Below are 26,411 nucleotides of genomic sequence, written 5' to 3' on the forward strand. Positions count from 1 at the left end.
CACTTTAAGCGTATTCGCTCCCTTTCATTTTCTATCGGCCTGACATCACCTCAGAGCGACCGATCCTGTTACTACCGCTTAGCTATCCTGTCGGCTGCCTGAGCTAGGCCATTTTCGGCTATACCCGAAGGCAGCAATGAGCTTAAAGCGGGCGTTGCATAAAATAGCCCGCCCTGAGCGTCAACACATAACATGTTGATTTAAATCAATAATCTCGAAAAAAGAAAATTTATGCAGCAAAAGGCGTACTGCGCGCGAGGCAGATCATGAAGATGACTCATGTTGCAGTGAAATTAAATCACTTCCCCTCGTCCAGTGTTGATGGCATAAAATATGCATTATTGATTATTAACAATATAAAGACCACTGAATGAGAAAACCGGAAAAGGAAGCTGGGAAATAGCGAAGAAATAATAAAAATTCAGGTTCTTATATCAGACATTAGGATCACAGATTATGACGAATAACGATTTCACCTTTGCTGTAAAAAGCATTAATTTTGATGAAAACTATAACCCATCAGAAAGTACGCGCATCACGACCAACTTTGCTAATTTAGCCAGGGGCGAAAAACGTCAGGAGAACCTGCGCAATGCTCTGGCGATGATTGACAATCGCTTCAACACGCTGGCGCATTGGGATAACCCGAAAGGGGATCGTTATTCGGTTGAGCTTGAAATCGTTTCCGTTGAGATGGATGTTGAGGGCAAGGGTAATACCTTCCCGGTGATTGAAATACTGAAGACGAATATCGTCGATAAAAAGACCAATGAACGCATTGAAGGTATTGTCGGCAATAATTTTTCCTCTTACGTGCGGGATTATGACTTTAGCGTCGTACTGTTAGAGCACAACAGGAATAAATCCACCTTCAGCACGCCGGATAATTTTGGGGATTTGCACGGAAAGCTATTCAAATGCTTTGTTAACTCAGCAACTTACAAAGAAAACTTTACTAAAGCGCCGGTGATATGCCTAAGCGTTTCCAGCAAAAATGTCTATCACCGTACGGATTATCAGCATCCTGTCCTGGGTGTTGAATACCAGCAAAATGAACCCTCCATGACCGATCACTACTTCAATAAAATGGGGTTACAGGCACGCTATTTTATGCCAGCAAACAGCGTTGCACCTTTAGCCTTCTATTTTGCGGGTGATTTGACGGGCGATTATACCGATCTTGAGCTTATCAGCACCATCAGTACGATGGAGACGTTCCAAAAGATTTACCGACCTGAGATTTACAATGCGCATGCTGTTGCAGGAAAAGCGTATCAGCCGAATTTGGATCAGCAGGATTATGCATTAACCAAAATTGTTTATGATCGAGAAGAGCGTAGCCGGTTAGCTATTGAGCAGGGTAAGTTTACTGAAGAGCACTTCATTAAACCTTATCGAACTATTCTTGAGCAGTGGTCTGCTAATTACGTTCTTTGATTAACTAAAAATACAAGGCATCTGTTATGAAAATATTGTTACCTACGTCGACCGCGGGCAGTTTACCTAAACCCTCCTGGCTTGCACAGCCAGAGACCCTGTGGTCACCCTGGAAATTGCAGGGTCAGGAACTGATTGATGGCAAACAGGATGCTCTGCGTTTGTGTCTGGAAGATCAGCAGCAGGCCGGTATCGATATTGTCAGTGATGGCGAGCAAACGCGCCAACATTTTGTCACCACCTTTATTGAGCACCTCAGCGGCGTGGATTTCGAGAAGCGTGAGATCGTGAAAATCCGTAATCGCTATGATGCGAGTGTCCCAACGGTTGTGGGGCCGGTGAGTCGCCAAAAGCCCGTTTTCGTGGAAGATGCCCGTTTTTTACGTCAGCAAACCGATAAACCCATTAAGTGGGCCCTGCCCGGTCCCATGACGATGATTGATACGCTGTATGACAGCCATTATAAAAGTCGCGAAAAACTCGCCTGGGAATTCGCTAAAATTCTCAATCAGGAAGCCAAAGAACTTGAGGCGGCCGGCGTTGATATTATCCAGTTTGATGAACCTGCCTTTAACGTATTTTTCGATGAGGTGAATGACTGGGGAATTGCCGCTTTAGAGAGAGCCATCGAAGGGCTTAAGTGTGAAACCGCCGTACATATTTGCTATGGCTACGGCATCAAAGCCAATACGGACTGGAAAAAGACGCTGGGTTCAGAGTGGCGGCAATATGAAGAGATTTTCCCTAAGCTGCAGGCCTCTGATATCGATATCATCTCCCTGGAATGTCAAAACTCGCATGTTCCAATGGAGCTGATTGAACTGATCCGGGGTAAAAAAGTGATGGTTGGGGCCATTGACGTGGCAACCAATACCATTGAAACCCCCGAGGAGGTCGCCAATACCCTGCGCAAGGCGCTTCAGTTTGTCGATGCCGACAAGCTCTATCCGTCAACTAACTGTGGCATGATCCCGCTCTCCCGTCAGGTTGCGAAAGGCAAGCTCAATGCGTTAAGCGCAGGGGCAGAAATCGTTCGCAGAGAACTGCTGGCTAAATAACCTTGCCCTATTTAGGTCAGGTTAATTGAATGCAGGCCGGATTGAGTCAGATCCGGCCGTGCTTCACTTTACTGTTAACCAGCCTGTACGCCCGCACTGAATGGCGGGGNGCCCTATTTAGGTCAGGTTAATTGAATGCAGGCCGGATTGAGTCAGATCCGGCCGTGCTTCACTTTACTGTTAACCAGCCTGTACGCCCGCACTGAATGGCGGGGTGTTTTTGCGCTATGCCGGCGTCACGAGGCTGCCCATCATCCTAAATCCCCCCCCGCCACGGGTAGTATAGTACCCGTGATATAGCTGGCCTCTTCGCTGGCGAGGAACAGGATGGCAGCGGCCTGTTCATCAACGCTGCCGTAGCGATGCATCAGGCTGGCATCGCGGGTCTGACTGACCACCCGATCGTACCAGGCCTGCTCCTGAACCGTTGGGACTTCGCTATTACGCGGCGTCAGACGCGGCGGTGCATCGGTTCCACCGGGCGCGGTAGCGTTAACCCGAATTCCGGCTGCGGCATATTCCATCGCCAGTGACTGCGTCAGGGCGTTGACACCCCCCTTGCTGGCCGAGTACGGCACGCGGTTCACCCCGCGCGTAGCCACCGACGAGACGTTGACAATGACGCCCCGCTGCTGTTCCAGCATGAAAGGCAGCACCGCGCGGCAGCACCACAGCGTGGGAAACAGCGATCGTCGGACCTCTGCTTCAATTTGCTGCGGCGCGTAGTCGGCAAACGGGCGCGCCCAGATAGTGCCCCCCACGTTATTGACCAGAATATCCAGCTGACCAAAGTAAGTATGGGCCTGACGTAATGCCGCTTCGGCCTCCTGCCAGACTTCTAAGTCGGCGCGAATGGCAATAGCGCTGCGCCCCAGCCGGCGGATCTGCTGACAAACATCCTCCACGTGCTCAGCACGGTCGATTAATGCCACGTCTGCCCCTTCGGCCGCCGCCGCCAGGGCAACCGCTTTACCAATGCCCTGCCCTGCACCGGTAACAACCATCACTTTACCGCTAAATCGCAGCCGCATCATGACGCCTCTCCTGCCGCCTGTGGCGTAAATTTCTCATAGTAAAAGTTTTGCGGGACCAGGGCTCTGGCCTGGAGATAGCCCATTACCGCCTCTACCATCGGCGGCGGCCCGCAGAGGTAAACGTCGACATCACCGTCATTCAGCATGCCGTCGTCAATATGCTGGGTGACATAGCCTTTTCTTTGCTCCGTTGATGCGCTATCGGCCACGCAAATGCGGTAACTAAACAGCGGTATCTGCTGTGCCAGAGACGCCAGTTCCTCCAGTTTAACCCGATCGCTGTCGCGATTTACGCCCCACACCAGATGGACGGGGAAGCTGAGTTCGCCGCGCGCAAGGGTTCGCAGCATCGACAGGAATGGCGCAAGCCCGGTTCCGCCCGCCAGCATCAGCACCGGACGGGTCACCGCGCGCAGATAAAAGCTGCCCTGCGGCCCGGTCAGCGTCAGCGCGTCTCCCGGCCTGGCTCTTTTACTCAACCAGCTGCTCATCAGTCCATTAGGTACGTTACGGATTAAAAACGAGAGCCGATCCGCGCCGGGCGTCGAGCTGAAGGAGTAAGCACGGGTGATCTCCGTGCCGGGCAGCTGGATATTGACATACTGCCCGCTGAGAAAGGCAACCCCCTGCCGATCGGACAGATGCAGGTGCAGCTCGATAGTGGAGGGAGAGAGATTTTCTACGGCAATGACGTCGGTACGGAAGGTGTCGACGCCAGTTTTGCACATCGACGACGTCATGGGGACGGCGATCGTACAGTCCGATGAGGGCACCATCTGACAGGTCAGCACCAGGCCGCCATCGCGCTCCTGGTCCGATAGCGCTTCCTCAAGATATTCATCTCCAAGATCGAATTCTCCCGTCTCACAGCGGCACTTACAGGTGCCGCACACGCCATCGGAGCAGTCCATTGGCAGATTGATTTTCTGCCGGTAGGCGGCATCCAGCACTTTCTCGTTTTCATTACATTGAATAAACCGGCTAACGCCATCCTCAAAATTAAGTGCAATGGTAAACATCCCGTCCCCCTATAAATGGTAGATATCAATCACATGGTTGATATAGTCATTGTTAAGCTGGATTTTTTTGCGCTTAATCAGCAGCTGGTTATCCTCCAGCACCAGGGTACAGAGACAGTGACCGAAAAAGACCTCCGACTGTTTATAACGGTGGCTCCAGGTAGACCAGCTGTAGCGCACCTGATGCTGGTCACCGTCGCTGGAGAGGATTTCGACGTTGTTGATGGCGTGCGTGGTGCGCGGCTCGGGGGTGCTGGCCGCAGAGCGCTCGGTTTTGATGCGATAAACCCGATCCTCCAGGCCGTCGCGGGTGGCGTAGTAGATCAGCGAAATTTCCTGCTGCGGGTCGCGGGTGAGGTAGTCATCATCCCCCCAGGCAGGCATCCAGTATTCCACCAGCGGGTGGTAGCAGTCGATCCACTCGTCCCAGCGCCGGTCGTCCAGCAGCCGCGATTCGCGATAGAGAAACTGTTCAATCTGATGCTGTAGCTGGCTCATTCTGCCTCCTCCCCGCTAATCGCTTTCAGTAATCTGTTCTGCCAGTGATGATGGTGGGTGATATACAGAGCCTCATCTTCCGCGCGAGTGCCCGTCAGCAGCGGACTTATCCCCATCTGACGGGCATTGTCATCCGCTTCTTCCTGCCAGCGCACCGCCCCACGGCTCATATCGCTCCAGGGAAGATTCGCCGCGTTGTAGCCGCTCTGGCAGGCACGAAACTCCTCCAGATCGTCTGGCGTACCCATACCGCTAACGTTGAAAAAGTCCTCGTACTGGCGGATCCGCAGCGCCCGATCCGCCGCCTCTTCCCCCTTAGGCGCAAAGCAGAATATGGTCACCTCGGTTTTATCCACCGCTATCGGCCTGACCACCCGCAGCTGGGTAGAGAACTGGTCCATCAGATAGAGATTGGGATAGAGGCAGAGGTTGCGCGTTTCATTGACCATCAGATCCATTCGTGCCTCACCGAAGGTGGCAGCCAGGCGCGCCTTTTGTTTGAAGACTGGCCGAACCTCGGGGTTCATAACCCGCGTCCAAAGCAACATATGGCCATTTTCAAAGCCATAGACCCCGCCAGGGCTTTTTGACCAGCCATTGGCATCAACCGTGTGGGTCGCGTTGGCTTCGTAATTGCGGCGTGACATGGTAGAGGCGTAATTCCAGTGCACAACGCTGACGTGGTAACCGTCCGCGCCGTTTTCCATCTGTAGTTTCCAGTTACCCTCGTAGGTGTAGCTTGAGGTACCGGCTAACACCTCAAGCCCCTGCTCTGCCGGATCGACTATCAGGTCGATAACGTTACGCGTCTCCCCCAGCCACGCTTCCAGCTCCGGCACCGCCGCATTGAGGCTGCCGAATAAAAACCCCTTGTAGCTGGCAAAACGCGGCAGAGATTTAAGATCGTGGGCGCCGTCCTGTTTGAAACAGGGAGGATAGCCTCCACTCTTTTCATCTTTTGCCTTTAGCAACCGACCATCGTTACTGAACGTCCAGCCGTGGAAGGGACAGGTGAAAGCGCTTTTATTACCCGTTTTACGCGTGGCAAGCATTGCACCGCGATGTGAACAGCTGTTGATCAGCGCCTGCAGATGGCCATTTTTATCGCGGGTGAGCATCACGGGCTGACGACCGATGGTCAGGGTGTAATAATCACCCGGTTTCGCCAGCTGACTTTCATGCGCCAGAAAGACCCAGCCGCCCTCAAATATATGTTTCATTTCCAGTTCAAATAATTCCGGGTCGGTAAAGATGCTGCGATGGCATTTATATTGCCCTTCATCCTTATCAATAATTAGCGCGTTATTTATTTTTTCCATAAGCGTACGCGTACGCAGCGAGAGAGCTTCGCTCATTGTTATTTCCTCTAAATTAATTGATATCACGACACTGGCGGGCGCAGCCGGGTTTATTCCAACATGCGCGCGCGTTTAACTTTTTCTATTTCACGTTCACTTTCGGCAGGCAGCAGTTTGAAATCAAATCTTATTTCCGTATGGGGAACGGGCATATCGCGTTCGCGCGCAATATGCCGATCGGTCACGTTCACCGGATCGGCGATTAATTCTTCGCGTGTCGCAAAGGCGAAATCATCCCATAACCACTCATCGCCATTCAGGTTAATCTGCGTGGTGAGATGCCTGTGACCGGGGGCGGAAACAAAAAAGTGAATGTGGGCCGGGCGATTGCCATGACGCCCCAGATGGTTTAACAGCGCCTGAGTGGGTCCGTCCAGTGGGCAGCCATAGCCGGAGGGTAGAATGCTGCGCACCGCATATCTGCCATCCTCTGCGGTTTCGATGCGGCGGCGCAGGTTATAGGGAGGTTGCGAGGGATCAAAAAAGGAGTAGCAGCCGTGGGTATTCGCATGCCAGATATCAACAATCGCTCCGGCCAGCGGCCTGCCGTGCTGGTCGGTTACCTGACCACAGAGCCACATGGGTTCACCCGGATCCTTTCCATCATCCATACGGGCATGACGCTGACTCAGTGGCGCATTTGCCACGTATAAAGGCCCTTCAATAGTACGCGGTGTACCGCCAGTATGGCCGGCGGCGGCTTCTGTCGCATCGGCGCGCATATCCAGGAAGTGCTCCAGCCCCAAACCGGCAGCCAGCAGCGCGACCTCCTTACGTTCGCCCAGGACGTTAAGGTAGTTGACCGCGCGCCAGAACTCTTCGTCGCTGATAGCGAACTCTTCAATCAGGCCGCAAAGATCGGACATCATACGATTCATAATGGCTTTAAATCGGGCGTCGCCTCCGTCAGCATTTATGCCACAGCTAACAGCAATAAAGGCTTTGAACGCTTCCGTATGAATAATATTCTCTGACATATTCATCTCCTTACTGCAAAATGCGCGTATTATTTATCATCTTCATGTATAGAAGAGGGATGCCGGCATAAAGGTTCAATGCTGATTTTCATAAAAGGATACAGCGGCAGCCCCATTAATATGTCATGCAGCTCTGTATTATCCTTGACGTCAAAAATGCTGACATTTTCATATTTCCCGGCAATACGCCAGATATGACGCCATTTACCTTCGTGCTGTAACTGTTGTGAATACGCTTTCTCTTTCGCTTTTAACTGCTGCGCCTCTTCTGGTGCGAGAGTAGCAGGAATTTCAACGATCATCGCAACTTTAAATAACATGGTGTCCTCGCTACTTTCGTGCGTAATGGGAGAGTTTATCTTCGTCGACGTCGACGCCTAAGCCCGGACCGGAGGGCAGAGAAACGCTGCCCTGACTGAAGTCCAGCGAATGGGTGAGAATGTCATCCTTAAGCAGCAGCGGACCAAACATTTCGGTGCCCTCGGTCAGATCCAGCGTCGACCAGGCATGAAGCGAGGCGACGGTGCCGATAGCGCCTTCCAGCATGGTGCCGCCATACAGACCAATGCCCGCCGCGCTGGCGATATGCGCCAGCTTTAACGCCTGTGCCGGGCCGCCCGCCTTGGCAATTTTCAACGCGTAAGCGCCAACAAAACCGGCGCGGGCCAGCGCAAAACCGGACTGCCCGTCCGTCACCGCTTCGTCCGCCAGCAGGGTAGCGTTAAAGCGCTGGCTGAGGTCGACCAGGTTGCGACGATCGTGGCAGTCAATCGGTTGCTCAATCATATTGATACCGCCCGCAAGCAGCGCGGGAATGGCGCGCAGCGCGGTGGACATATCCCATGCCTGGTTGACGTCGACATGTACCGCCACCTCCTCGCCCAGCGCGGCCTTAATGCTAAGCGCATGTTTCAGGTCTTCCTTTAGTGACCTGGCACCTATTTTCAGCTTAAAACGCTGGTGGCGCCCCTCCGCTATCAGGCGACGCCCTTCATCAATATCTTTATCCGTCTCGCCGCTGGCCAGCGTCCAGAGCACCGGCAGACGATGCTGCCTGGCACCGCCCAGCAGCGTACTGACCGGGACGCCGCAGGCTTTACCGGTGGCATCAAGGAACGCGGTTTCCAGCGCGGACTTAGCGAATGTATTGCCGCGCACGCCCGCATTCATCCGTGCCGCCAGCGGTTCGACGCCCGTCAGCGGTATGCCAATGAGCAGGGGGGCAAGATAGCGGTCAAGGGCGATTTTTATTGACTCCGGGCTTTCCGGGCCATAGCTCAGCCCGCCGATGGTGGTCGCCTCTCCCCAGCCGGTGATGCCCCCCGCACAGTTTATTTTGACAATGACCAGCGTCTGGCAGCCCATGGTGACCATCGAGAGCTTATGTGGCCGGATAGTGGGAATATCGACCAGCCAGCTGCTGATGCTTTCAATCGTTAATGCCATAACCCTCTCCTTTGAGCAGAAATTTAAGCGTTTGCCGGGTGAACGCTGGCGCACAGGCAATGTTAGAAAGATGCGAGGCGGCCAGCACGCAGAGCCGTGCCTGGGGTGCGGCATCAACTACCCGCTGAGCGTCTGCTACCGGAGTAACCGGGTCTTCCCGTCCGGCGATCATCAGCATCGGGCGAGGCATATCCACCAGGCCTGAGCGTAAGTCCGCCAGCGCCAGCGCTTCACAGCAGGCGGCATATCCCGCCGGGGAGATCTCTGCCAGGCTCTCCAGCAGGTTTTCTACGATACCGGGCCTGCGCTGAATATAGTCTTCGGTGAACCAGCGTTTATCCGTGGCGGCGACCACCGTTCCCAGCCCTTCGCGTCGTACCTGTGCGGCGCGCGTCTGCCACGCCGCCTGGCTACCGATGCGGGCTGCCGTATTTGCCAGAACAAAGCGATCGAAGCGGTCAGGATGGTGCAGATTCAGCCACATCCCCGTCAGGCCGCCGAGCGAAATGCCGCAGAAGCAGGCACGTTCAATCCTGAGGCGATCAAGCAGATCGATGACGTCCTGACCAAGCCGGTCAATACTCAGCGGGTCGGCGGGCAACGTACTACTGCCATGGCCACGGGTGTGGTAGCGCAGCACCCGAAAGTGCTTAATAAAGCTGGATAACTGTGCATCCCATAAGGTCCACAAGGTGCCGAGTGAATTGGACAGCACCAGCACCGGCGCATTGACCGGGCCATCGAGTCGATATTCGGTTTCCATTGTCACACCTCAAACCCGTTCGAGGACGAGGGCGATGCCCTGCCCTACGCCGATGCACATCGTGCAGAGCGCCAGCTTACCGCCGGTTTTGCTGAGCTGATGGCAGGCGTTAAGTACCAGACGCCCCCCCGAGGCCCCCAGCGGATGCCCTAGGGCAATCGCCCCACCGTTAGGATTGAGCCACTCTGCATCGTCAGGCAGCCCCAGCGCGCGCGTAACGCTCAGCACCTGTGCAGCAAAGGCTTCGTTTAGCTCAATCACATCCATGTTTTGCAGCGTCAGCCCGGTTAACGCCAGTACACGGTTAACCGCGCCCACCGGGCCAAAGCCCATTAGCCCGGGTTCCACGCCGCTCACCGCGCTGGCGATAACCCGCGCCATTGGCTGGAGTTGATGGGCAGTGAGTGCCCGTTCGCTGGCGATCAGCAGGGCACAGGCGCCATCATTCAGGCCGGAGGCGTTGCCCGCCGTAATCGTGCCTGCCGCGTGTACGACAGGCTTAAGGCGCGCCAGCGCTTCAGCGGTGGTGGCGCGCGGATGTTCATCCCGGGAAAACCGTTCTGGCTGCTGGTTTTTTTTCACCGGCAGCGTGACAGGGGCGATCTGCGGCGCGTAGAACCCTGCCTCCCATGCCGCGGCGGTGCGCTGCTGGCTACGCAGGGCAAAGGCGTCCTGATCGCCCCGGCTGATGGCGAATTTCTCTGCCAGGTTCTCAGCGGTTTGCGGCATCGAATCAGTCCCATACTGCGCCTGCATCTGTGGATTGATTAAGCGCCAGCCCATGGTGGTATCCTCAATGCGCATCGCCCGGCTAAACGCCGATTCCGCCTTACCCATTACCCAGGGTGCCCGCGTCATGCTCTCCACACCGCCTGCGATAACCATGTCGTTTTCGCCGCTCTTGATCGCCCGCGCGGCGGTAGCAACCGCATCAAGGCTGGAACCGCACAGCCGGTTCAGGGTACCGCCCGGTACGCTGGTGGGCAGCCCCGCCAGCAGCGCAGCCATCCGCGCCACATTGCGGTTATCCTCCCCGGCCTGATTGGCGCAGCCCAGCAGAACATCATCAATTGCCGCAGGATCCAGCGCCGGATGACGCTGGAGCAGTTCACGCAGCGGGATCGCTGCCAAATCGTCAGCCCGGATCCCGGACAGGCTGCCATTGAGGCGGCCAAACGGCGTTCTTACCCCGCCGCAGATATAGGCTTCAGACATGGGCGGCCTCCGGCTTGAGCAGTGAAAATTGCAGCGGGACGGGAGTAATGTCTTGCAGATACCCGGCGGTGACCTCACCAAAGAGTTCACGCACCACCACGCCGGATCCCGTAATATCCATCACCGCCATATCGGTATATATCCGTGAAATACAGGCGATGCCGGTCAGCGGATAGCTGCACGTTTCAACGATTTTGCACTCGCCGTTTTTAGTCAGATGGCTGGTCATCACAAAGACCTTTCGCGCCCCGATGGCCAGATCCATCGCACCTCCCACCGCAGGAATGGCGTCCGGCGAGCCGGTGCTCCAGTTAGCCAGATCCCCGCGCTGCGAAACCTGGTAAGCGCCTAATACGCAGATATCCAGATGACCGCCGCGCATCATGGCGAAGGAATCACCATGGTGAAAAAAGCAGCCGCCCGGCAGCAGCGTCACCGGCTGTTTTCCAGCGTTGATCAACTCCGGGTCAATGGCATTCGCCTCAGGCGTCGGCCCCATTCCCAAAATGCCGTTTTCACTGTGCAGGAATATCTCTTTGTCTGCCGGAAGATAGTCAGCAATCAGCGTCGGCTGGCCGATCCCCAGGTTTACGTAGGCACCATCAGGAATATCCTGTGCAATGCGCTGGGCGAGCTGCTGATGCGTCAGGGGTCTCATTCAGGCCCCCTGAGCAAGGAAGTGGGTTTGAACGGCGGGCACGTGTACCACGCGCGAGACGTAAATACCGGGGGTGACGATCGCTTCAGGATCCAGCTCCCCCAGCCCGGCCATTTCACTGACCTCCACAATAGTGCAGCGGCTGGCCGGGGCCATAATCGGGCCGAAATTGCGTCCGGCCTTGTTAAACGTCAGGTTGCCCCAGCGATCGGCACGCTGCGCTTTAATCAGCGAGAAGTGTGCGGTAAGCGGCGTTTCCAGCACATAGTGACGTCCGTCAATAAGGCGCGTCTCTTTGCCTTCCGTCAGCTGTGTGCCATAGCCAGTTGGGGTGAAAATCGCCCCCAGCCCTGACCCGCCGGCCTGGATACGCGCCACCAGGTTGCCCTGCGGGACCAGCTCCAGTTCAATCTTTTTTTGACGATAGAGTTCGTCAAAAACCCAGGAGTCACTCTGGCGAGGAAATGAACAGATGATTTTTCGTACGCAGCCCGATTTCATCAGGGCGGCTAATCCATCATCGCCGTTACCGGCATTGTTGCTGATCAGCGTCAGACCACGCGGCCTGCGGCGCATCAGTGCATTAATCAGCTCGGTAGGCTGCCCGGCCGGGCCGAATCCCCCGACCATAATGACGGCGTCGTCCTGAACATTAGAGACGGCCTCATCGGCACTGCTTATCTCTTTGTTGACCATTTGCTTCCTCACTTCGTTGAATCGGCTTGGGTTCAACTTAGGTGAGGGAGAAAAGCGTAACAAGTGCGAATAACGATATGTTGTGCGATTATCGTAACAATTAACAATTCCGCATCATTTTTGTGAGCCAGGTTGAAAAACGCCACTTCCGTCGTTACAACCGCATAAAAATGCAATTTTTTATAAAATCATCATGGAATTAATGGTTTAATAAAATTAATAGGTTTAAGGCAGGAGAGGGGATCGAAAACAGATAGCGATCCCTCTTCATTGCCAGCGGCCATTTACAACAACAGCGAAAGCTCCATGGCAGCGCGCTGAAGTTTCGGCAGAAACACCTCTTTCAACTCGGCGGAGGATGTTTGCGACACGTGCGTGCCGACATTCATTGCAGCCACAACCTTTCCCCTGGCCGAATGCATGGGGACTGCCATTGATCGCAGCCCAATCTCCAGCTGCTGGTCGTTAATGGCATAGCCCTGGGATTTGATCTTTATCAGTTCCTCGCGTAGCAACGCTTTGTCGGTAAGGGTATGGGGCGTGAACGCACTGAGCTGCACCCGATTCAGGTACGCCTCAAGCTCGGCGTCAGGCAGTTCGCTGAGCAAGACTAACCCCATTGACGTTGCGTACGCGGGCAAACGGCTGCCGCGGCCAAGATCAATTTTCATAATCCGGCTAACGGACGCGCGGGCGATATAGAGGATGCTGTCACCATCCAGCGTGGCGACGGAACAGGAGTGATTGATCTGCTGACTAAGGTAGTCGAGGGCAATCTGCGCCTGCTTCGCCAGCCCTGATGAATGTAAATAGGCATGACCGATGGTTAACACGCGCGGGAGCAGCTGATAATGCCGGTTATCATCTGAATAAACAAAACCCAGGGCTGCAAGCGTATAGAGGCAGCGTCTGACCACGGCGCGGTGAAGGTGAGTTATTTCACTGATGCGCGCCACCGTTTGCCTGGGATGCTCCGGCCTGAATGTCTGTAGCACTTCCAGTCCCCTGGCCAGCGAGGTCATAAAATTAGGGTCGCCCTTATATTTTTCATTTGCCAGCAGGCTAACCTCGGGCAGGCGGGAGAATTCGGCATCGAAATAGTCCGGACGGTTATCTTTCATCGCATGATAATTCCTGGACGGCACGGAAGGTATAGCTTTCGCCGCTCATTCTTTTCTCCTGTTTATTACGGGTCTGAATTAATTAATAACGCAAAGTGACCAGTGAAATATTTTTTGTCACTCTGTAATAATTCATCTAAACCTAATAAAGGTTTAGTTAATAATACCCAGAAAATCAATGCGCTTCACTCAGGCTGAGCATTAATTTGCTTTACCCCCTCTGTTTTATATCCCGGTATTAAGGAGTCGCTGTTGAACAGAAGAAATTTTATTATTAGCGGGCTCGCTGCGGCGGCGCTGGCGCGTCAAAGCCTGGCGGCAGTGAAGTCAGCCTCTCCACTTGAGGTCGCGGTTACCTCCCCCTGGCTGACCAACGGCGCGGCGGTCTCCTCGCAGGGAACAATATTTATTAACCTGCCGCGTTTTAAAGGCCATGAAAACTCCCCTGCGCTGGCGAAGGTCACATTAAACGGCCCGGTGCCCTTCCCCGGTAACGCCTGGAACCAGTGGCGGGCGGGCGACAGCGGCGTGGACCAGCTGGTGAATATTAATGCGGTGCATATATTCAATGATGACCTGGTATGGGTGGTTGATCAGGGGGCACCTGAGGATGGCACTCCCGCGCCGGGCGCGGCGAAGCTGGTCGCCTTTGAAATCGCCACCGGGCGCGTCAGCAAAATCGTACGCTTTGATGCACAAAGCCTGCCGCCGGGCGGTGCGCCCAACGATTTGCGGCTGTATGGCGACCTGATATTTGTCACCGATTCGGGCCTGGGCGGCATCATCATCCATAACCTGAAAACCGGGGTAACCAAAAGAAAACTTTCCGCTCTGCCCGAGCTGAAAAAGCCGCCGAAGCTGGCGCAAAAGGGGTTTGGCGGCCGCATCCTGAGCGACGAAAAGGGCAAACGGCCCGAGGTCGAGAGCGATATGCTGGAGGTCAGCCCCGATGGCAAATGGCTCTATTTCTCTACCCCCACCGGCCCGATGCGCCGCATTGCCACGCGCTACCTGCTGGATGATGCGCTGGATGACGCGACCTTGCAGGGGCACATTGAAAAGTACGCGGATATCCCCTCAATCGGCGGCACCGCGATGGATAGCCAGGGTAACTTTTATCTCTCCAACACCGAAAGCCGTTCGGTCGAGCGGCTGCTGCCCGGCGGCAAACGCCAGGTGTTAATTCAGGATGACCGCCTGATCTCTGCCGACGCGCTGTTTATTGACCGCAGCCGGAATATCTATATTCCCGCGCCGCAGCTTGAATATCTCCCCTCCTCGAATCAGGGCGTCAACAAAACCGCCGCGCCCTGGTTTATCTATAAATTTCCGCTGCCCTAAAGGCTGACGCGCTAGCGATGATTCAGGCGGCGGGACAGCCTGTCGCCAAATAGCTGAAGCAGCGTTACCAGCGCGATCAGCACCACTATCACCGTAAGCATCACCTGGGTATCGAAGCGCTGATAGCCGTAGCGGTAGGCCAGATCCCCCAGCCCACCCGCCCCGATGGCACCGGCCATCGCCGAGGCGTTGATCATGGTGACCAGGGTAATGGTGAAGCCACTGACAATGCCGGGACGCGCCTCGGGCAGCAGGACGTGCCAGATAATATGCCGCCGATGAAATCCCATTGCCTGGGCGGCCTCCACCACCCCCTTATCCACCTCGCGCAGGCTCACCTCGGCAATGCGGGCGAAGAACGGCGTGGCCGCCAGCGTCAGCGGCACCACGGCGGCCCAGACGCCATAGGTGGTGCCAACGATCAGCCGGGTAAAAGGGATCAGCGCCACCATCAGGATCAAAAAGGGGATCGACCGGAACAGGTTAACCAGCCAGCCCAGTACGCGGTTAAGCAGCGGGCTGGCAAACAGATTCTCACCATCGGTGATCACCAGGACCACAGCCAGCGGCAGCCCCAGCAGCAGCGCGGCCAGCGAAGAGCAGCCCACCATCATGAGCGTGTCCAGCAGCCCCTGCCAGAGTCGATCAATCGGTAACATAGCCTCTCACCTCCACCCGGTCAGCCAGACCTGCTGGCATCTTCTCCACGCGAAAGGGCAGCCGACGGGCAGCCGCCAGCAGCAGCAGTTGACCAATTTGCCGCCCCTGAACCCATTCCAGCGTACTCTGTAGCAGCTGCACCTCATCGCCCAGCTGGCGGATTAAGGTCGTCAGCGGCGGCACCTCCGTTCTGCCGGTATAGCTGAGTGCCAGCAGCGGCCGTGACTGAGCAGAGAGCGGATGGGCGCGCAGCCGGTCCGTCAGACGCGCTGGCAGCCCGTCAGGATCGGGCCTGAGCAGCACGCGGCTGGTGGCCTGCTGTGGGTCGCCATACACCTGCCAGACCGGGCCGGATTCAATCACCCTTCCCCGCTCCAGCACGGCCACCTGATGGCACAGATCATGGATCACATTCATCTCATGCGTGATCAGCACAATGGTAATGCCCTTCTGCCGGTTGATATCGCGTAGCAGGTCGAGGATGGCGCGCGTGGTTTCCGGATCCAGCGCCGAGGTGGCCTCATCGCACAGCAGCAGTTGCGGATCAGGGACGATTTACCGGCACCGCTGCGGCCAATAATGCCAAAAATGGCCCCCCGCTCGATCTGCAACCCGACGTTGTGCAGCGCGTCGCTCTGCTGCCCCGGATAGCGTTTGGCCAGCCCGGAAATAACGATGTGCAGCGCGGCGGCCTCGGGTAGCGTTCCGGCGGCGGGTGATGTTTCCTGTTCAGGCCAGGCGAGCGTCACCATGCTTACTGACGCCAGCCGGGCTGATACAGCTTGCCGTAGAATTTATCCAGGCTGGCCCGCACCACCGGCGAATGCTGATAGATATCGACAAATTTATTCAAACGCGGATCGTCCTGATGGCCATCGCGGATCACAAACTGAATCACATACTCAGGATGCTCCAGCCCGTCGAACAGCAGGGCGTTATTCGGATCAATCACCCCGGACAGGCGCAAATAGTGGGGATACCCCTCCGCCAGGTCGACCTCTTCCAGCGATCGGGAGAGCTGCACGGCCTCTACCTCAATAATCTTCAGCTTTTTCGGGTTATCCACGATGTCCTCAACGGTCGATTTCAGACCGGTGTCGGGTTTCAGCTTTATCAGCCCGGCCTTTTGCAGCAGCAGCAGCCCCCGCGCGCCGTTGATCGGGTCATTGGCAATGGCGACGGTGCCGCCCTGGGGGATCTGATCCAGGCGGGTATGTTTTTTAGAAGGGGTTTGAGAGCCAAAGGAACGAAAACGTACGTTAAGGAGATAATTCATTGTTTAAATTGAAATTTAATGCTCTCAGATCACCATTTAAAATATCATCCGATAACGTGAACGTATAATGCCCCAGCATATTGATATGCCCGTGCATCAGTGGGGATAACCGGGCGACATTCTCTTCCTTAGTTTCTTCTCCATTACTGCGCATCCAGCTCAGTGCTTCCTGCATATAAAGCGTGTTCCACAGTACCACCGCGTTAGTGACCAGCCCCAGTGCGCCCAGTTGATCTTCCTGCCCCTCACGATAGCGTTTTCTGATCTCACCGCGCTGCCCGTAGCAAATTGAGCACTGTTGCAAAAATCTGAAGGTGATAAAATTATGGCCACCTTTTGCTGACGGAGCAGCGCATGAACCCATTCAAAGGCCGGCATTTTCAGCGTGACATCATTCTGTGGGCGGTACGCTGGTACTGCAAATAAGGCATCAGCTACCCTGAGCTGCAGGAGATGCTGGCTGAGCGTGGTGTGAATGTCGATCACTCCACTATTTACCGCTGGGTTCAGCGTTATGCGCCTGAAATGGAAAAACGACTGCGCTGGTACTGGCGTAACCCTTCCGATCTCAACCCGTGGCACATTGATGAAACGTACGTAAAAGTCAATGGCCGCTGGGCTTATATTTACCGGGCCGTCGACAGCAGGGGCGCACCATCGATTTTTATCTTTCACCACGGCGTAACAGCAAAGCCGCCTACCTATGGCCGGGCCCTCGCTCTGCTTAAACGTGAAGGCCGGTGTCCGCCTGACGTTGAACACCGACAGATTAAGTACCGGAATAACGTCATTGAATGCGATCGCGGGAAGCTGAAAAGAATAATCAGCGCCATGCTGGGATTTAAATCCATGAAGACGGCTTACGCCACAATCAAAGGTATTGAGGTTATGCGTGCACTGCGTAAAGGTCAGGCCTCAACATTTTATTATGGTGCTCCCCTGGGCGAGATGCGTCTGGTGAGCCGGGTCTTAGAAATGTAAGGTCTTTCAATAATACAAAAGGCCACCTCATCGTGAACTTTGCAACAGTGCCTATGTACTGACGGCGACGTGGGTCAGATGGTAGTTACCATCCTGTCTGCCGTCGCGCAGGCTGAACGGCGTAGGATACTGGAACGCACCAATGAAGGCAGACAGGAAGCGAAACTGAAAGACATCCGGTTTGGCCGCAGGCGTACCATCGACAGGAACAGCGTGCTTGCACTCCACAGTAAAGGGACTGGCGCAACGGATATCGCCCGCCTGCTCGGTATTGCCCGTTCCACGGTTTACAAAATACTTGATGATGAGAAGACAGCTCAGCCAGGCTGATGGCGGCATTAAATTTTGGTTAAGTGACCCATCTGGTTACTATAGACACTTAACCCACAGGAAAAAGAGGGATTTGATATGGAACAGCAATATACCAACGAACTGACCCCGGAATTAGCCGCCTCACTGGCGCGTCCGCCCTTTTCGGCGGAGAAAAAGGCCGGGATGTCTGAAGGTGCCCGTCAGACTGTCGAAGAGCAGGAGGCTTTCATGCGTGAACATCCGGTGGTGGCGATTTACCGGATCGCGGTTGACGGGGCGCTAACCCAGCGCGGCGGGGTGGTTCGGGCTGCGTGGAATGGCGCTGAAATCGAGCCTGATGGCGGGCAGAAGGTCAATATTGCGCTGGTCGGGGATGAGGTGGTTTACCCTGACGGAACCACTGCCCGTATTGTTACCGGCAGCGGGTCGAAACTTCAGAAAAGTGGGCAGAGTATCGCGCTGGTTGGCAGCAGGCTGAGCAACGGTGATGTGATTATCAGCACCCCGCAGGCGGGATGTACGCTGAATGAGCTGAAAGGTTTGCCGATGGATGCTGATTTTTTACCGGCAGAGGGCTGAATTATGTCCATCATGAGAGGGTGTAGCATTCACGGCAAGAATGTCGGATTACACGGAGATAAAACCTCTTCGGGAGCACAATGTATCGCGGCCCGTCCCGGCATGTCGGTTATGGGGCTGCTGAAGCTCTATATCGGTGACAAGACTACCCCCTGCCCGAAGTGTGGGGAAGTGGGGGTCATTGTGGACGGCGATCACCGGTGCTCAAACAGTGCCGCTGTTGCGGTGGACGGCGCGGAGATCCGTTGCGGGTGTCCGCAGGGGACCAATTTTCTGATTGCCCCGGGTACGATCCCACAGCTTTCAGAGGCAAAAGCCAGGATGGCCCCGGTAGTCGCTCCGGAGCCGGAACAACATGCGCAGGCGGCGAAGAAAAAGAAACGGGAGATCACGCTGACGATAGGCGTGTTCTTCGACGGTACCGGCCACAATGCCGTTAATACGCAGAACATGCTGAAGGCCTGTACCGCAGGTCATTACAACCTGGACGACCCGGAAGCCGAGTCCATTCTGGCAAAATGCGCCCGTGAAAATTTTGGTGTGTCGGGCAGCGGTGCAACCAGCTATACCGGGTACTACACCAATATACACTGGCTGAGTACGCTCTACAGCCGTCGCTTTAATGAAGACAGCCCCGATGTTCAGCGAGCTATTTATATTGACGGTATTGGCACTGACGCGGGAAAACCTGATAGCAAGCTAGGCCAGGGGTTTGGTATCTCTGATACCGGTGTCGTTGCCAAAACGGATAAAGCGGTATCTATGCTTGCTGACAGCATTCAGGCTGCGCTGGACGCGGTCAGTAATAAACAGACTGACTACACGTTCATCATCAGGTCACTGCAGTTCGATATTTTCGGCTTCAGTCGGGGCGCAGCCGCCGCCCGGCATTTTGCCAATCGCATCCAGTCTGAAGACCCGGCCATTATCAGCGCCATCCGGCAGGCAATGACAGGTAAGACCTTCAATGGTTCTCCTGCCGGAAGGACCCGTTTTATCGGCATTTTCGACACCGTTGCCGCCATCGGTACGCCGGTTAACGGTCTGAATCCGCACAGCGCGGATACCGGTGACGTGAAGCTCACCCTGCGCCCCGGCGTGGCGGAAAAGGTGTTTCATATCACCGCCGCGAACGAATGTCGCTTTAACTTTGCGCTGAACAGCGTGAAACCGGCATGGCCGGAACTGGCGCTGCCCGGCGTCCATTCCGATATCGGCGGCGGGTATCTGCCCGTTACGAAAGAGGACCTGTTTCTGACCCGTCCGGCTACGGAGACGGTGCCTTACAGTCAGCCGGGAGAAAAGACGCAGGCCTACCGCCAGGCCGTGGCGCAGTTGCAGACGCTGGATAAATCGCCCTGCCTGGCCCCGCTGCTGCGGACAAATGAAATATCGGCAGAAACCTGGTACGACGACAGGCTCCCCCCGGATCGGTACGGCCAGATGCAGAAGCGCAGCTATGCGGCGCTGACCCTGCGGGGACGGACCGTCGGAAACGACTGGTCCCGCGTGGCGCTGAGGGTGATGCTTGAGGCTGCGCAGGAAGCCGGGGTGGTGTTTGACCCTATACTGAGTAAAGACAAAGAACTCGCCATTCCGGATGATCTGGCACCTCTCTGGGATAAAGCGCTGGCGATGGGTAAAGCAGTCCGCAGCGGTCCGACGCCGCAGGCATTCAGTCAGGATGAGCTGGACGTGATTGCAGAGAAGTATATTCACTGTTCGGCCAACTGGAATGCCATCGTGGTCAATACGGACGGCTTCATTCACGGGGGCGCATCGCCCTCAGAGCTGATTGGCTTTATCAACCGGCCGGATGAACAGTGGAAACGCTCGGTCTACAGCATGGACGGGAAAAAGGTATGAAGCTGAAAGCCCTTTTTCCCCTGCTGATGCTGGTCATGATCAGCGGCTGTCGTGCAGGCGAAGCGCAGACGCCGGAAGACACCGGTGAAATGCCCTACGGGGAGGTCGGTTTTGCATTTTTTACCCCCCAGGCATTACCGGCGGTAGTGACGAAAGCGCTGATTATAGACAACGAAAAGGTGGTCTCCACCTTCCGGACGCTGGACAGTACGCAGAGTGATCCCGATGTAGTAGGTACCTGGAACAGCAGAACGTATGACGGAGGGATCCAGTTCAACAAGGTCCGGCATCCACCGGCACAGATGCTGTTTTGTTGGGATTCTGTCATCGATAAAAAGACTTACGAGACGCGCATCACCTTCTCATCGGCCCTTCGGGAAAAAATGTCGGTTCCGACCGGCAGGGACAGAAGAGGTCATACGGCCTGGTATAAAACATTACTATTTGGACTGGCGCCAGAGGGTAAAGTGCGCATCTGGCTCCAGAACAGCGCGGGAGGCGACAACCTGCCGGTTGAACCAGTAAAAATTACCACGCTGTCCGGGGATAAACTGGATGCCTGCAAAGACGTGCCTTCGCGCATTGACTTTAACTACAGCATTCCGGATGGTTATGATCAGGACATAAAGGATTTTATCAAAGGAAAAAATTATCCGTACGGCAGTTGGTAGGGTATTGGCAGCGGTAAAAAAAGGATCCCATGTGGATCCTTTTTTATAATTGCATCATCAGGAGCCAATAGCGTGAATTTTCATTTCGCTAAGTTCTAGCTATTAAAATCAATATTAACAATGGATTAGCTTCTTAGCGTACGCTTTCGTTCCATTGGCCCTCAAACCCCGTTTCCAGCGGTGGCGCGAACGCGGAGGTGGTGCCCACCTTCAGCGGTCCTGTGTAGTCTGCCGCCGTAGCGGCAGCGGAAAGCGCCAGCGCCCCGGCCAGCAGCAGATGTTTAAAAGGGTGCGTCAAATGCATGCGAGTTCCTTAAGGTTTCAGCGTTGTTAGGGTGCCGCATCGGCGCCCTGAACGCGCCAGCGGGCTGCCGGATGCCGCGACGGGAGCCGGTCATGGTTAAACAGTTTTTTCCGGAGCGTGCCCGGCTGATAGGCGGTTTTATAACGTCCGCGCTGCTGTAGCTCCGGCACCACCCAGTCGATAAAGTCGATGTAGCTTTGCGGGTTCAGGATCCGGGTGAGGTTAAAGCCATCTATACCGGCTTCGTCCACCCAGGCGATCAGCGCCTCCGCCACCTGCGACGGGGAACCGACGATCAGCGCGTAGCGTCCGCCGAGGGCATGCTGCTCCAGAAGCTGGCGGCGGGTCCAGCCGCTGTAGGCCTGCGTTACGGACTCTATCGCCCGGGTGCTGCCGGTATGGATCGGCTCATCGAGGCCGAACTGCGACAGGTCAATACCGGTGGAGCTGGAGAAGTGAGCAATCCCCGCCTCCGGGCTGGCGTAGCGCAGATAGGCCTGATGCTTTTCTCTGGCCTCTTTTTCGGTTGCCGCGACAATCACCGACACGCCCATCAATATTTTCAGATCCTCCGGTGCGCGCCCGGCTTCACGCGCGGCCTGGCGCAGCTTGTCCACCTGCGCCCGCATGGCCTGCGGCGTACTGCCATTCACAAAGGTGCATTCCGCATGGCGTGCGGCAAAGCGGATGCCCCGCGCGGAGCTGCCCGCCTGGAACAGCAGCGGCGTGCGCTGGGGGGAAGGTGAAGAGAGATGCACCCCTTCCAGCTGATAGAATTCGCCCTGGTGGCGGATGGGGTGAATTTTGCTGGCGTCGGCGTAGATACGCCGCTGGCGGTCGGCCAGCACCGCATCCTCTTCCCAGCTCCCTTCCCATAGCTGATAGCTGACGTCGAGAAATTCATCGGCCCGATCGTAACGGCGATCATGGCCGGAGAGTTCCGTCTGACCCATCGCCCGGGCGGCGCTGTCCAGATAGCCGGTAACAACGTTCCACCCCACCCGGCCCCCGGTGAGATGATCGAGCGTGGAGAAGCGGCGGGCAAAGGGATAAGGCGCCTCATAGCTGAGGTTAGCGGTCAGACCAAAGCCCAGATGCTCCGTCACGCTGGCCATCGCCGAGACCAGCATCAGTGGATCGTTGACCGGCAGCTGGATGGCTTCGCTGGCCGTGAGGCCAATCCCCTGCTGATAGACGTCATACACGCCAAGGATATCGGCGATAAACAGGCCATCAAACAACCCGCGCTCCAGCGTTCGCGCCAGATCCAGCCAGTAACCCAGGCGGTTAAACTCGATTGAGCGATCGTCGGGATGGGTCCACATACCGTGATGAATATGGCCGACGCAGTTCATATTGAAAGCGTTAAGCAGGATCGTCTTTGCAGGTTTCACAGCGTTCCCCTTCTCGGTGGCAGAACGCCGTTCAACACGTAGTTACCGATAACCGGATATTTCCAGCGAACCGGATCATGCAGGGTATGGGTGCGGGCGTTGCGCCAGTGGCGATCCAGATTATGCTCCCGCAGCGCCGAGCGGGTGCCGGACAGCTCAAACAACAGGCTGGACGCCTCCAGCGCCAGTTCGGTGGTCCACGCGCGGGCGCAGGCTACCTGTACCGAGGCGGCAGCGACCCCCTCCGCATCAGGGTGATGCCCGGCGGCATCTATGGCTTCGCCTGCCTCGCTCAGCAGGGCGTCGCCCGCCGCCAGCCGCGCCGCTATCTGCCCCACCCGATCGAGGATCAGCGGATCCTCATTCGCCCGCTCCACGCCTGAATCAGGCCAGGGCCGTGCGCGCTGGTTGATAAACGCCAGCATGTCGCTGAAGGCCGCACGCGCGATCCCCTGGTCAATGGCAGCGTGCATTATTTGCGCAAAAGGACCGAGGGTGGTCGGGCGCTCAAAGGCGCTTTGAAACGGCACGATATCGTCCGCCGCCACCTTCACCGCGTTAAAGATAACCGTGCCGCTGCCGGTGGTGCGCTGGCCGAAGCCGGTCCAGTCGTCAATCACGCTGACGCCTGCCTGATGGCGCGGCACGAACACCAGCTGCTCGCGGCCCTCAGCATCACGCGCGGCGGTGGGAATGCGGTCAGCGTACAGCGCGCCGGTGGCGTAAAATTTCTGGCCCGTCAGCACCAGGCCCTCGCCGTCGGGCAGCAGCGAGGTGGTGCGATGATGCGCGGCGGAGGAGCCGAATTCAGCCAGCGCGTTACCCAGATGCACCCCTTCCAGCACCTCCTGAAAGAAACGCCGCTGCTGCGCCTCGTTGCCGTTGACCCGCAGCACGTGTAGCGCATAGAAGTGGTTCTGCGGGATCTGCCCTATCGCCGCATCCGCCTCGCTGAGCAGGCTGATAACCTCTGCCAGCACCGGCGTGGAAACGTCTGCCCCGCCAAAGGCGGCCGGTACGGTTATCGCTCCCAGGCCGGAGGCGAATAGCGAGGCCAGCGGCTCAAACGGCAGTTCGCGCAGGCGGTCGCGCCGGGCCGCTTCGGCGCGGAACGTCTGCGCCAGCTCGCGGGCGACGCTTAGGGCCTGCTGGGGGGAGTGAATAATCGTGGCCGCTCTTTTGGCGGAAACCTGGCTCAGGGTCATGCTGGCCTCCTTAAATCCAGGCATGGCGCGCCGGGAAGATGCCGTTGAGGTAATAGTTGCCGATCGCATGATATTTCCAGCGCACCGGGTCGTGAAGCGTGTGGGTTCGGGCATTACGCCAGTGCCGGTCAAGCCCGTGTTCGGCCAGCGTTGCCCGGCTGCCGCCCCACTCCAGCAGCTTTTCGCTGGCTTTAAGCGCCACCTGGGTGGTAAGAACCTTGGCCTCAGCCACCGCAATGGATGCGCGCGCGGCCTGCTCAGCGCTCAGCGCCGCCGGGTCAATCTCATCCAGCACCCGGGCGGCTTTACGCAGCAGGGCCTCTGCCGCCAGCAGCTCGATATAAACGCGCCCGACGTCGGCCTGCAAATGGGGGTCATCAGCCTGGCGATCCACGCCCGCATCTATCCACGGACGGGCGTGGCGACGGGTAAACTCGCAGGCTTCATCAAAGGCCCCGCGCGCAATGCCCGCGTCAATGGCCGCCTGAATCAGCTGCGACACCGGTCCGCGCAGCGTGGGCTTATCTGCCGATGGCAGGGGGATCACCCGGTCCGGCGCAACCGCAACATTCTCCAGCCGCACGGTGCCGCTGGCGGTGGTGCGCTGGCCCATTCCCGACCAGTCATCAATCACCTCCAGCCCGTCGGCCGGGCGCGGAATAAATGCCATGACCGCCTGACCCTCATCGGTGATGGCGGTGGTCACCACAATGTGTGCAAACAGCGCCCCGGTGGAGTAGAACTTCTCCCCCGTCAGCCACAGACCGCCCTCGCGCTGGCGCAGGCGGGCCTGCACGTCGCGGGTGTGCCGACTGTTTTTCTCCGGGCCACCGTTTCCCAGCCGCTGGCCCGCGACCACCGCGCTGAACAGCGCGCGCTGCTGTGCCGGGGTACCCTCATCCCGCACAAACTGAATAATGCCGAAGTGGTTCTGCGGGATCTGCCCCAGCGACGGGTCGGCCGCCGAGATCAGGCGAAACACCTCTGCCACCGTACGCCAGGGCAGGCCGCCACCGCCGCAGGCCGTGGGTATTGATATGCTCCCCAGACCGGAGCGGCTGAACAGCGACAGCGCCTCAAGCGGGTAGAGACGATCGCGATCGCGGGTTGCCGCATCGCTTACCGCCAGTGCGGCCACTGCACGCGCGGCGGCCAGGGCCTGCTGCTCACTGAAAATCACCTTAGCTGCGCGACACATTACGCGACCTGCTGGCGGCGCTGGGCAAACTGATTCTCCGGCTCAGCCAGCCCGAGGTTTTCACGCAGGGTCTTCCCTTCGTACTCCTGACGGTAGAGGCCGCGCGCCTGAAGCAGCGGGATCACCTGATCCACAAAGTCTTCAAAGGCAGTTGGCGTGCCGCCGCGCACGATAAAGCCGTCGGCGGCCCCGTCGAGGAACCACTGCGCCAGGCCGTCCGCCACCTCTGCGGCAGTGCCGATAAAGCTGGGCCGCGGCGTTGCCTCCTCCAGCGCCACCTGACGCAGCGTCAGGCCCCGCTCGCGGGCGTAGCGCTTGATATTGTCAGTGGTGCTGCGGAAGCTGTTTTCCCCCAGCTCGCCAATCTGCGGGAAGGGATCATCCAGCACGTACTGGCTGAAATCATGGTGTTCAAAGTAGCGGCCAAGGTACTCCAGCGCCTTGTCGATGGTGACCAGTTCGGCGGTCTGCTGATAGCGGCGTTCAGCCTCTTCTGGGGTATTGCCGATAATCACGCTGATGCCCTGGAAAACGCGAATATCGTCGGCATTGCGTCCGCGCGCTTCCAGGCGGCGGCGAACGTCTTCGCGAAATGCTCTCGCCTGCTCCAGACTGTTATGCCGGGTGTAGATGGCATCGGCCGCTTCGGCGGCGAAGGCTTTACCCGCTTCCGATGCGCCCGCCTGGAAGATAACCGGCCTGCCCTGCGGCGAACGCCCCACGTTAAGCGGTCCCTGCACCGAGAAGTACTGCCCTTTATGGTTGAGGGTATGCAGCTTATCGGCAGCGAAGAATTCACCGCTGGCCTTGTCGCGCACGAACGCGTCTTTCTCCCAGGAGTCCCACAGCCCGGTTACCACGCGCAGATATTCACTGGCGACGCGGTAGCGCTCATCATGTTCCGGGTGCGCGGCGCGCGAGAAGTTTTTCGCGGAGCCCTCCAGCGGCGAGGTCACCACGTTCCAGCCTCCCCGACCGCCGCTCAGGTGGTCCAGGCTGGCGAACTGTCGCGCCACGGTAAACGGCTCGCTGTAAGAGGTTGAAAGCGTCCCCACCAGGCCGATGTTCCGGGTGACCAGCGCCAGCGCAGAGAGCAGCGTGACAGGTTCAAAGCGGTTCAGAAAGTGCGGAATCGACTGCGGCGTGATGTACAGGCCATCGGCGACAAAAAGAAAGTCGATTTTCGCCTGTTCCGCCCTGCGCGCCAGTTCGATGACATAGTCCACGTTGATGCTGGCATCCGCGACCGCATCCGGGTGGCGCCATGCTGACATATTGCCGGAAACGCCCTGGATAATCGCGCCCAGCCGCAGCTGGCGTTGTGTCTGACTCATTCTGTACTCC

General features: G+C 57.0%; 27 protein-coding genes and 3 pseudogenes. 8 read left to right on the forward strand and 22 right to left on the reverse strand.

Annotated features, from left to right (window positions below; translation table 11 throughout):
- Positions 1 to 456 precede the first annotated feature (456 nt).
- Entirely contained in the window at positions 457 to 1,437 is a 981-nt protein-coding gene (locus A1830_RS13850; RefSeq protein ID WP_067707105.1) for a DUF1852 domain-containing protein, read from the forward strand.
- Positions 1,438 to 1,463: 26 nt separating this feature from the next.
- Positions 1,464 to 2,495, forward strand: a complete 1,032-nt coding sequence (locus A1830_RS13855) for a methionine synthase (RefSeq protein WP_067707108.1) — start codon at positions 1,464 to 1,466, stop codon at positions 2,493 to 2,495.
- 251 nt (positions 2,496 to 2,746) lie between these two features.
- Here the strand turns inward: A1830_RS13855 and benD are convergent, their stop codons facing one another.
- The 12 genes from benD to A1830_RS13915 form a co-directional block, all read right to left on the reverse strand.
- On the reverse strand, positions 2,747 to 3,520 hold the full coding sequence (gene benD, locus A1830_RS13860; protein ID WP_231877638.1) for a benzoate diol dehydrogenase BenD: 774 nt from the start codon (positions 3,518 to 3,520) through the stop codon (positions 2,747 to 2,749).
- A gap of 5 nt (positions 3,521 to 3,525) precedes the next feature.
- Entirely contained in the window at positions 3,526 to 4,548 is a 1,023-nt protein-coding gene (gene benC / locus A1830_RS13865) for a benzoate 1,2-dioxygenase electron transfer component BenC (RefSeq protein ID WP_067707115.1), read from the reverse strand.
- 9 nt (positions 4,549 to 4,557) lie between these two features.
- Complete coding sequence (gene benB / locus A1830_RS13870) at positions 4,558 to 5,046, reverse strand: benzoate 1,2-dioxygenase small subunit (RefSeq protein ID WP_067707118.1); 489 nt, start codon at positions 5,044 to 5,046, stop codon at positions 4,558 to 4,560.
- Positions 5,043 to 6,401 (reverse strand): Rieske 2Fe-2S domain-containing protein, encoded by a 1,359-nt coding sequence (locus A1830_RS13875; RefSeq protein ID WP_067707121.1) that lies wholly within the window; start codon positions 6,399 to 6,401, stop codon positions 5,043 to 5,045. The genes benB and A1830_RS13875 overlap by 4 nt, the downstream gene beginning before the upstream one ends.
- Positions 6,402 to 6,454: 53 nt before the next feature.
- Positions 6,455 to 7,381 carry a catechol 1,2-dioxygenase gene (gene catA, locus A1830_RS13880; RefSeq protein WP_156485008.1) on the reverse strand — a complete coding sequence of 309 codons (927 nt, stop codon included), beginning with the start codon at positions 7,379 to 7,381 and terminating at the stop codon, positions 6,455 to 6,457.
- Between the two features lie 29 nt (positions 7,382 to 7,410).
- Positions 7,411 to 7,701 (reverse strand): muconolactone Delta-isomerase, encoded by a 291-nt coding sequence (gene catC, locus A1830_RS13885; RefSeq protein WP_067707127.1) that lies wholly within the window; start codon positions 7,699 to 7,701, stop codon positions 7,411 to 7,413.
- A 10-nt stretch (positions 7,702 to 7,711) separates the two neighbouring features.
- Complete coding sequence (locus A1830_RS13890; RefSeq protein ID WP_067707129.1) at positions 7,712 to 8,827, reverse strand: muconate cycloisomerase family protein; 1,116 nt, start codon at positions 8,825 to 8,827, stop codon at positions 7,712 to 7,714.
- On the reverse strand, positions 8,811 to 9,590 hold the full coding sequence (gene pcaD / locus A1830_RS13895) for a 3-oxoadipate enol-lactonase (RefSeq protein ID WP_197473338.1): 780 nt from the start codon (positions 9,588 to 9,590) through the stop codon (positions 8,811 to 8,813). Before pcaD ends, A1830_RS13890 begins: the two co-directional genes overlap by 17 nt.
- 9 nt (positions 9,591 to 9,599) lie before the next feature.
- Complete coding sequence (gene pcaF, locus A1830_RS13900) at positions 9,600 to 10,805, reverse strand: 3-oxoadipyl-CoA thiolase (RefSeq protein ID WP_067707137.1); 1,206 nt, start codon at positions 10,803 to 10,805, stop codon at positions 9,600 to 9,602.
- On the reverse strand, positions 10,798 to 11,463 hold the full coding sequence (locus A1830_RS13905; protein WP_067707141.1) for a 3-oxoacid CoA-transferase subunit B: 666 nt from the start codon (positions 11,461 to 11,463) through the stop codon (positions 10,798 to 10,800). Before A1830_RS13905 ends, pcaF begins: the two co-directional genes overlap by 8 nt.
- A complete protein-coding gene (locus A1830_RS13910) occupies positions 11,464 to 12,159 on the reverse strand; it encodes a 3-oxoacid CoA-transferase subunit A (protein WP_067707144.1) in 696 nt (231 codons plus the stop codon). It lies immediately after the preceding gene.
- Between the two features lie 284 nt (positions 12,160 to 12,443).
- Positions 12,444 to 13,280, reverse strand: coding sequence for an IclR family transcriptional regulator domain-containing protein (locus A1830_RS13915; RefSeq protein ID WP_067707147.1), 837 nt, complete (start codon positions 13,278 to 13,280; stop codon positions 12,444 to 12,446).
- A 252-nt stretch (positions 13,281 to 13,532) separates the two neighbouring features.
- Here A1830_RS13915 and A1830_RS13920 point away from each other — a divergent pair, with 252 nt between their 5' ends.
- Entirely contained in the window at positions 13,533 to 14,621 is a 1,089-nt protein-coding gene (locus A1830_RS13920) for an SMP-30/gluconolactonase/LRE family protein (RefSeq protein ID WP_197473339.1), read from the forward strand.
- Between the two features lie 11 nt (positions 14,622 to 14,632).
- On the opposite strand, the gene A1830_RS13925 is transcribed toward A1830_RS13920, so the two are convergent.
- From A1830_RS13925 to A1830_RS13945, 5 genes and pseudogenes are all read right to left on the reverse strand, one after another.
- A complete protein-coding gene (locus A1830_RS13925) occupies positions 14,633 to 15,280 on the reverse strand; it encodes a methionine ABC transporter permease (protein WP_067707151.1) in 648 nt (215 codons plus the stop codon).
- A complete protein-coding gene (locus tag A1830_RS23380) occupies positions 15,267 to 15,692 on the reverse strand; it encodes an ATP-binding cassette domain-containing protein (protein ID WP_304439243.1) in 426 nt (141 codons plus the stop codon). The genes A1830_RS13925 and A1830_RS23380 overlap by 14 nt, the downstream gene beginning before the upstream one ends.
- A 17-nt stretch (positions 15,693 to 15,709) precedes the next feature.
- Positions 15,710 to 16,033 carry an ATP-binding cassette domain-containing protein gene (locus A1830_RS23390; RefSeq protein WP_067707158.1) on the reverse strand — a complete coding sequence of 108 codons (324 nt, stop codon included), beginning with the start codon at positions 16,031 to 16,033 and terminating at the stop codon, positions 15,710 to 15,712.
- Between the two features lie 2 nt (positions 16,034 to 16,035).
- Positions 16,036 to 16,506 (reverse strand): annotated as a pseudogene (locus A1830_RS13940) (MetQ/NlpA family ABC transporter substrate-binding protein); the annotation flags it as partial.
- A gap of 34 nt (positions 16,507 to 16,540) precedes the next feature.
- Positions 16,541 to 16,849: pseudogene (locus A1830_RS13945) on the reverse strand (Tn3 family transposase); the annotation flags it as partial.
- Between the two features lie 161 nt (positions 16,850 to 17,010).
- Here A1830_RS13945 and A1830_RS13950 point away from each other — a divergent pair.
- The 5 genes and pseudogenes from A1830_RS13950 to A1830_RS13970 all read left to right on the forward strand — a co-directional run bounded on the left by A1830_RS13950 (position 17,011) and on the right by A1830_RS13970 (position 20,966).
- Positions 17,011 to 17,538, forward strand: coding sequence for a DDE-type integrase/transposase/recombinase (locus A1830_RS13950; RefSeq protein WP_231877631.1), 528 nt, complete (start codon positions 17,011 to 17,013; stop codon positions 17,536 to 17,538).
- A gap of 51 nt (positions 17,539 to 17,589) precedes the next feature.
- Positions 17,590 to 17,868 (forward strand): annotated as a pseudogene (locus A1830_RS13955) (helix-turn-helix domain-containing protein); the annotation flags it as partial.
- 78 nt (positions 17,869 to 17,946) lie between these two features.
- Positions 17,947 to 18,429: a PAAR domain-containing protein gene (locus A1830_RS13960; protein ID WP_067707164.1), complete on the forward strand. Its 483-nt coding sequence runs from the start codon at positions 17,947 to 17,949 to the stop codon at positions 18,427 to 18,429.
- Between the two features lie 111 nt (positions 18,430 to 18,540).
- The gene (locus tag A1830_RS13965) at positions 18,541 to 20,295 is read left to right on the forward strand and encodes a phospholipase effector Tle1 domain-containing protein (protein WP_369815711.1); all 1,755 of its coding nucleotides are present in this window, start codon (positions 18,541 to 18,543) and stop codon (positions 20,293 to 20,295) included.
- Positions 20,292 to 20,966, forward strand: coding sequence for a DUF2931 family protein (locus A1830_RS13970; protein ID WP_067707168.1), 675 nt, complete (start codon positions 20,292 to 20,294; stop codon positions 20,964 to 20,966). The genes A1830_RS13965 and A1830_RS13970 overlap by 4 nt, the downstream gene beginning before the upstream one ends.
- A gap of 133 nt (positions 20,967 to 21,099) precedes the next feature.
- On the opposite strand, the gene A1830_RS22680 is transcribed toward A1830_RS13970, so the two are convergent.
- From A1830_RS22680 to A1830_RS13990, 5 genes are read right to left on the reverse strand one after another with little or no spacing between them, the layout of a single operon-like run.
- Positions 21,100 to 21,270, reverse strand: a complete 171-nt coding sequence (locus A1830_RS22680) for a hypothetical protein (RefSeq protein ID WP_156485010.1) — start codon at positions 21,268 to 21,270, stop codon at positions 21,100 to 21,102.
- Positions 21,271 to 21,296: 26 nt separating this feature from the next.
- On the reverse strand, positions 21,297 to 22,664 hold the full coding sequence (locus A1830_RS13975) for an LLM class flavin-dependent oxidoreductase (protein WP_255362082.1): 1,368 nt from the start codon (positions 22,662 to 22,664) through the stop codon (positions 21,297 to 21,299).
- Positions 22,661 to 23,869 carry an SfnB family sulfur acquisition oxidoreductase gene (locus A1830_RS13980; protein WP_067707172.1) on the reverse strand — a complete coding sequence of 403 codons (1,209 nt, stop codon included), beginning with the start codon at positions 23,867 to 23,869 and terminating at the stop codon, positions 22,661 to 22,663. The genes A1830_RS13975 and A1830_RS13980 overlap by 4 nt, the downstream gene beginning before the upstream one ends.
- A 10-nt stretch (positions 23,870 to 23,879) precedes the next feature.
- On the reverse strand, positions 23,880 to 25,067 hold the full coding sequence (locus A1830_RS13985) for an SfnB family sulfur acquisition oxidoreductase (RefSeq protein ID WP_067707176.1): 1,188 nt from the start codon (positions 25,065 to 25,067) through the stop codon (positions 23,880 to 23,882).
- The gene (locus A1830_RS13990; RefSeq protein ID WP_067707179.1) at positions 25,067 to 26,401 is read right to left on the reverse strand and encodes an LLM class flavin-dependent oxidoreductase; all 1,335 of its coding nucleotides are present in this window, start codon (positions 26,399 to 26,401) and stop codon (positions 25,067 to 25,069) included. The genes A1830_RS13985 and A1830_RS13990 overlap by 1 nt, the downstream gene beginning before the upstream one ends.
- Between the last annotated feature and the right edge of the window lie 10 nt (positions 26,402 to 26,411).

The organism is Erwinia sp. ErVv1 (assembly GCF_900068895.1).
Taxonomy (GTDB): domain Bacteria; phylum Pseudomonadota; class Gammaproteobacteria; order Enterobacterales; family Enterobacteriaceae; genus Erwinia.

Coding starts and splice junctions, on each gene's coding strand:
- A1830_RS13850 (WP_067707105.1), top strand. CDS start 457: ATGACGAATAACGATTTCACCTTTGCTGTAAAAAGCATTAATTTTGAT.
- A1830_RS13855 (WP_067707108.1), top strand. CDS start 1,464: ATGAAAATATTGTTACCTACGTCGACCGCGGGCAGTTTACCTAAACCC.
- benC (WP_067707115.1), bottom strand. CDS start 4,548: ATGTTTACCATTGCACTTAATTTTGAGGATGGCGTTAGCCGGTTTATT.
- benB (WP_067707118.1), bottom strand. CDS start 5,046: ATGAGCCAGCTACAGCATCAGATTGAACAGTTTCTCTATCGCGAATCG.
- A1830_RS13875 (WP_067707121.1), bottom strand. CDS start 6,401: ATGAGCGAAGCTCTCTCGCTGCGTACGCGTACGCTTATGGAAAAAATA.
- catA (WP_156485008.1), bottom strand. CDS start 7,381: ATGTCAGAGAATATTATTCATACGGAAGCGTTCAAAGCCTTTATTGCT.
- catC (WP_067707127.1), bottom strand. CDS start 7,701: ATGTTATTTAAAGTTGCGATGATCGTTGAAATTCCTGCTACTCTCGCA.
- A1830_RS13890 (WP_067707129.1), bottom strand. CDS start 8,827: ATGGCATTAACGATTGAAAGCATCAGCAGCTGGCTGGTCGATATTCCC.
- pcaD (WP_197473338.1), bottom strand. CDS start 9,590: ATGGAAACCGAATATCGACTCGATGGCCCGGTCAATGCGCCGGTGCTG.
- pcaF (WP_067707137.1), bottom strand. CDS start 10,805: ATGTCTGAAGCCTATATCTGCGGCGGGGTAAGAACGCCGTTTGGCCGC.
- A1830_RS13905 (WP_067707141.1), bottom strand. CDS start 11,463: ATGAGACCCCTGACGCATCAGCAGCTCGCCCAGCGCATTGCACAGGAT.
- A1830_RS13910 (WP_067707144.1), bottom strand. CDS start 12,159: ATGGTCAACAAAGAGATAAGCAGTGCCGATGAGGCCGTCTCTAATGTT.
- A1830_RS13915 (WP_067707147.1), bottom strand. CDS start 13,280: ATGAAAGATAACCGTCCGGACTATTTCGATGCCGAATTCTCCCGCCTG.
- A1830_RS13925 (WP_067707151.1), bottom strand. CDS start 15,280: ATGTTACCGATTGATCGACTCTGGCAGGGGCTGCTGGACACGCTCATG.
- A1830_RS23390 (WP_067707158.1), bottom strand. CDS start 16,033: ATGGTGACGCTCGCCTGGCCTGAACAGGAAACATCACCCGCCGCCGGA.
- A1830_RS13950 (WP_231877631.1), top strand. CDS start 17,011: ATGCTGGCTGAGCGTGGTGTGAATGTCGATCACTCCACTATTTACCGC.
- A1830_RS13960 (WP_067707164.1), top strand. CDS start 17,947: ATGGAACAGCAATATACCAACGAACTGACCCCGGAATTAGCCGCCTCA.
- A1830_RS13965 (WP_369815711.1), top strand. CDS start 18,541: ATGGGGCTGCTGAAGCTCTATATCGGTGACAAGACTACCCCCTGCCCG.
- A1830_RS13970 (WP_067707168.1), top strand. CDS start 20,292: ATGAAGCTGAAAGCCCTTTTTCCCCTGCTGATGCTGGTCATGATCAGC.
- A1830_RS22680 (WP_156485010.1), bottom strand. CDS start 21,270: ATGCATTTGACGCACCCTTTTAAACATCTGCTGCTGGCCGGGGCGCTG.
- A1830_RS13980 (WP_067707172.1), bottom strand. CDS start 23,869: ATGACCCTGAGCCAGGTTTCCGCCAAAAGAGCGGCCACGATTATTCAC.
- A1830_RS13985 (WP_067707176.1), bottom strand. CDS start 25,067: ATGTGTCGCGCAGCTAAGGTGATTTTCAGTGAGCAGCAGGCCCTGGCC.
- A1830_RS13990 (WP_067707179.1), bottom strand. CDS start 26,401: ATGAGTCAGACACAACGCCAGCTGCGGCTGGGCGCGATTATCCAGGGC.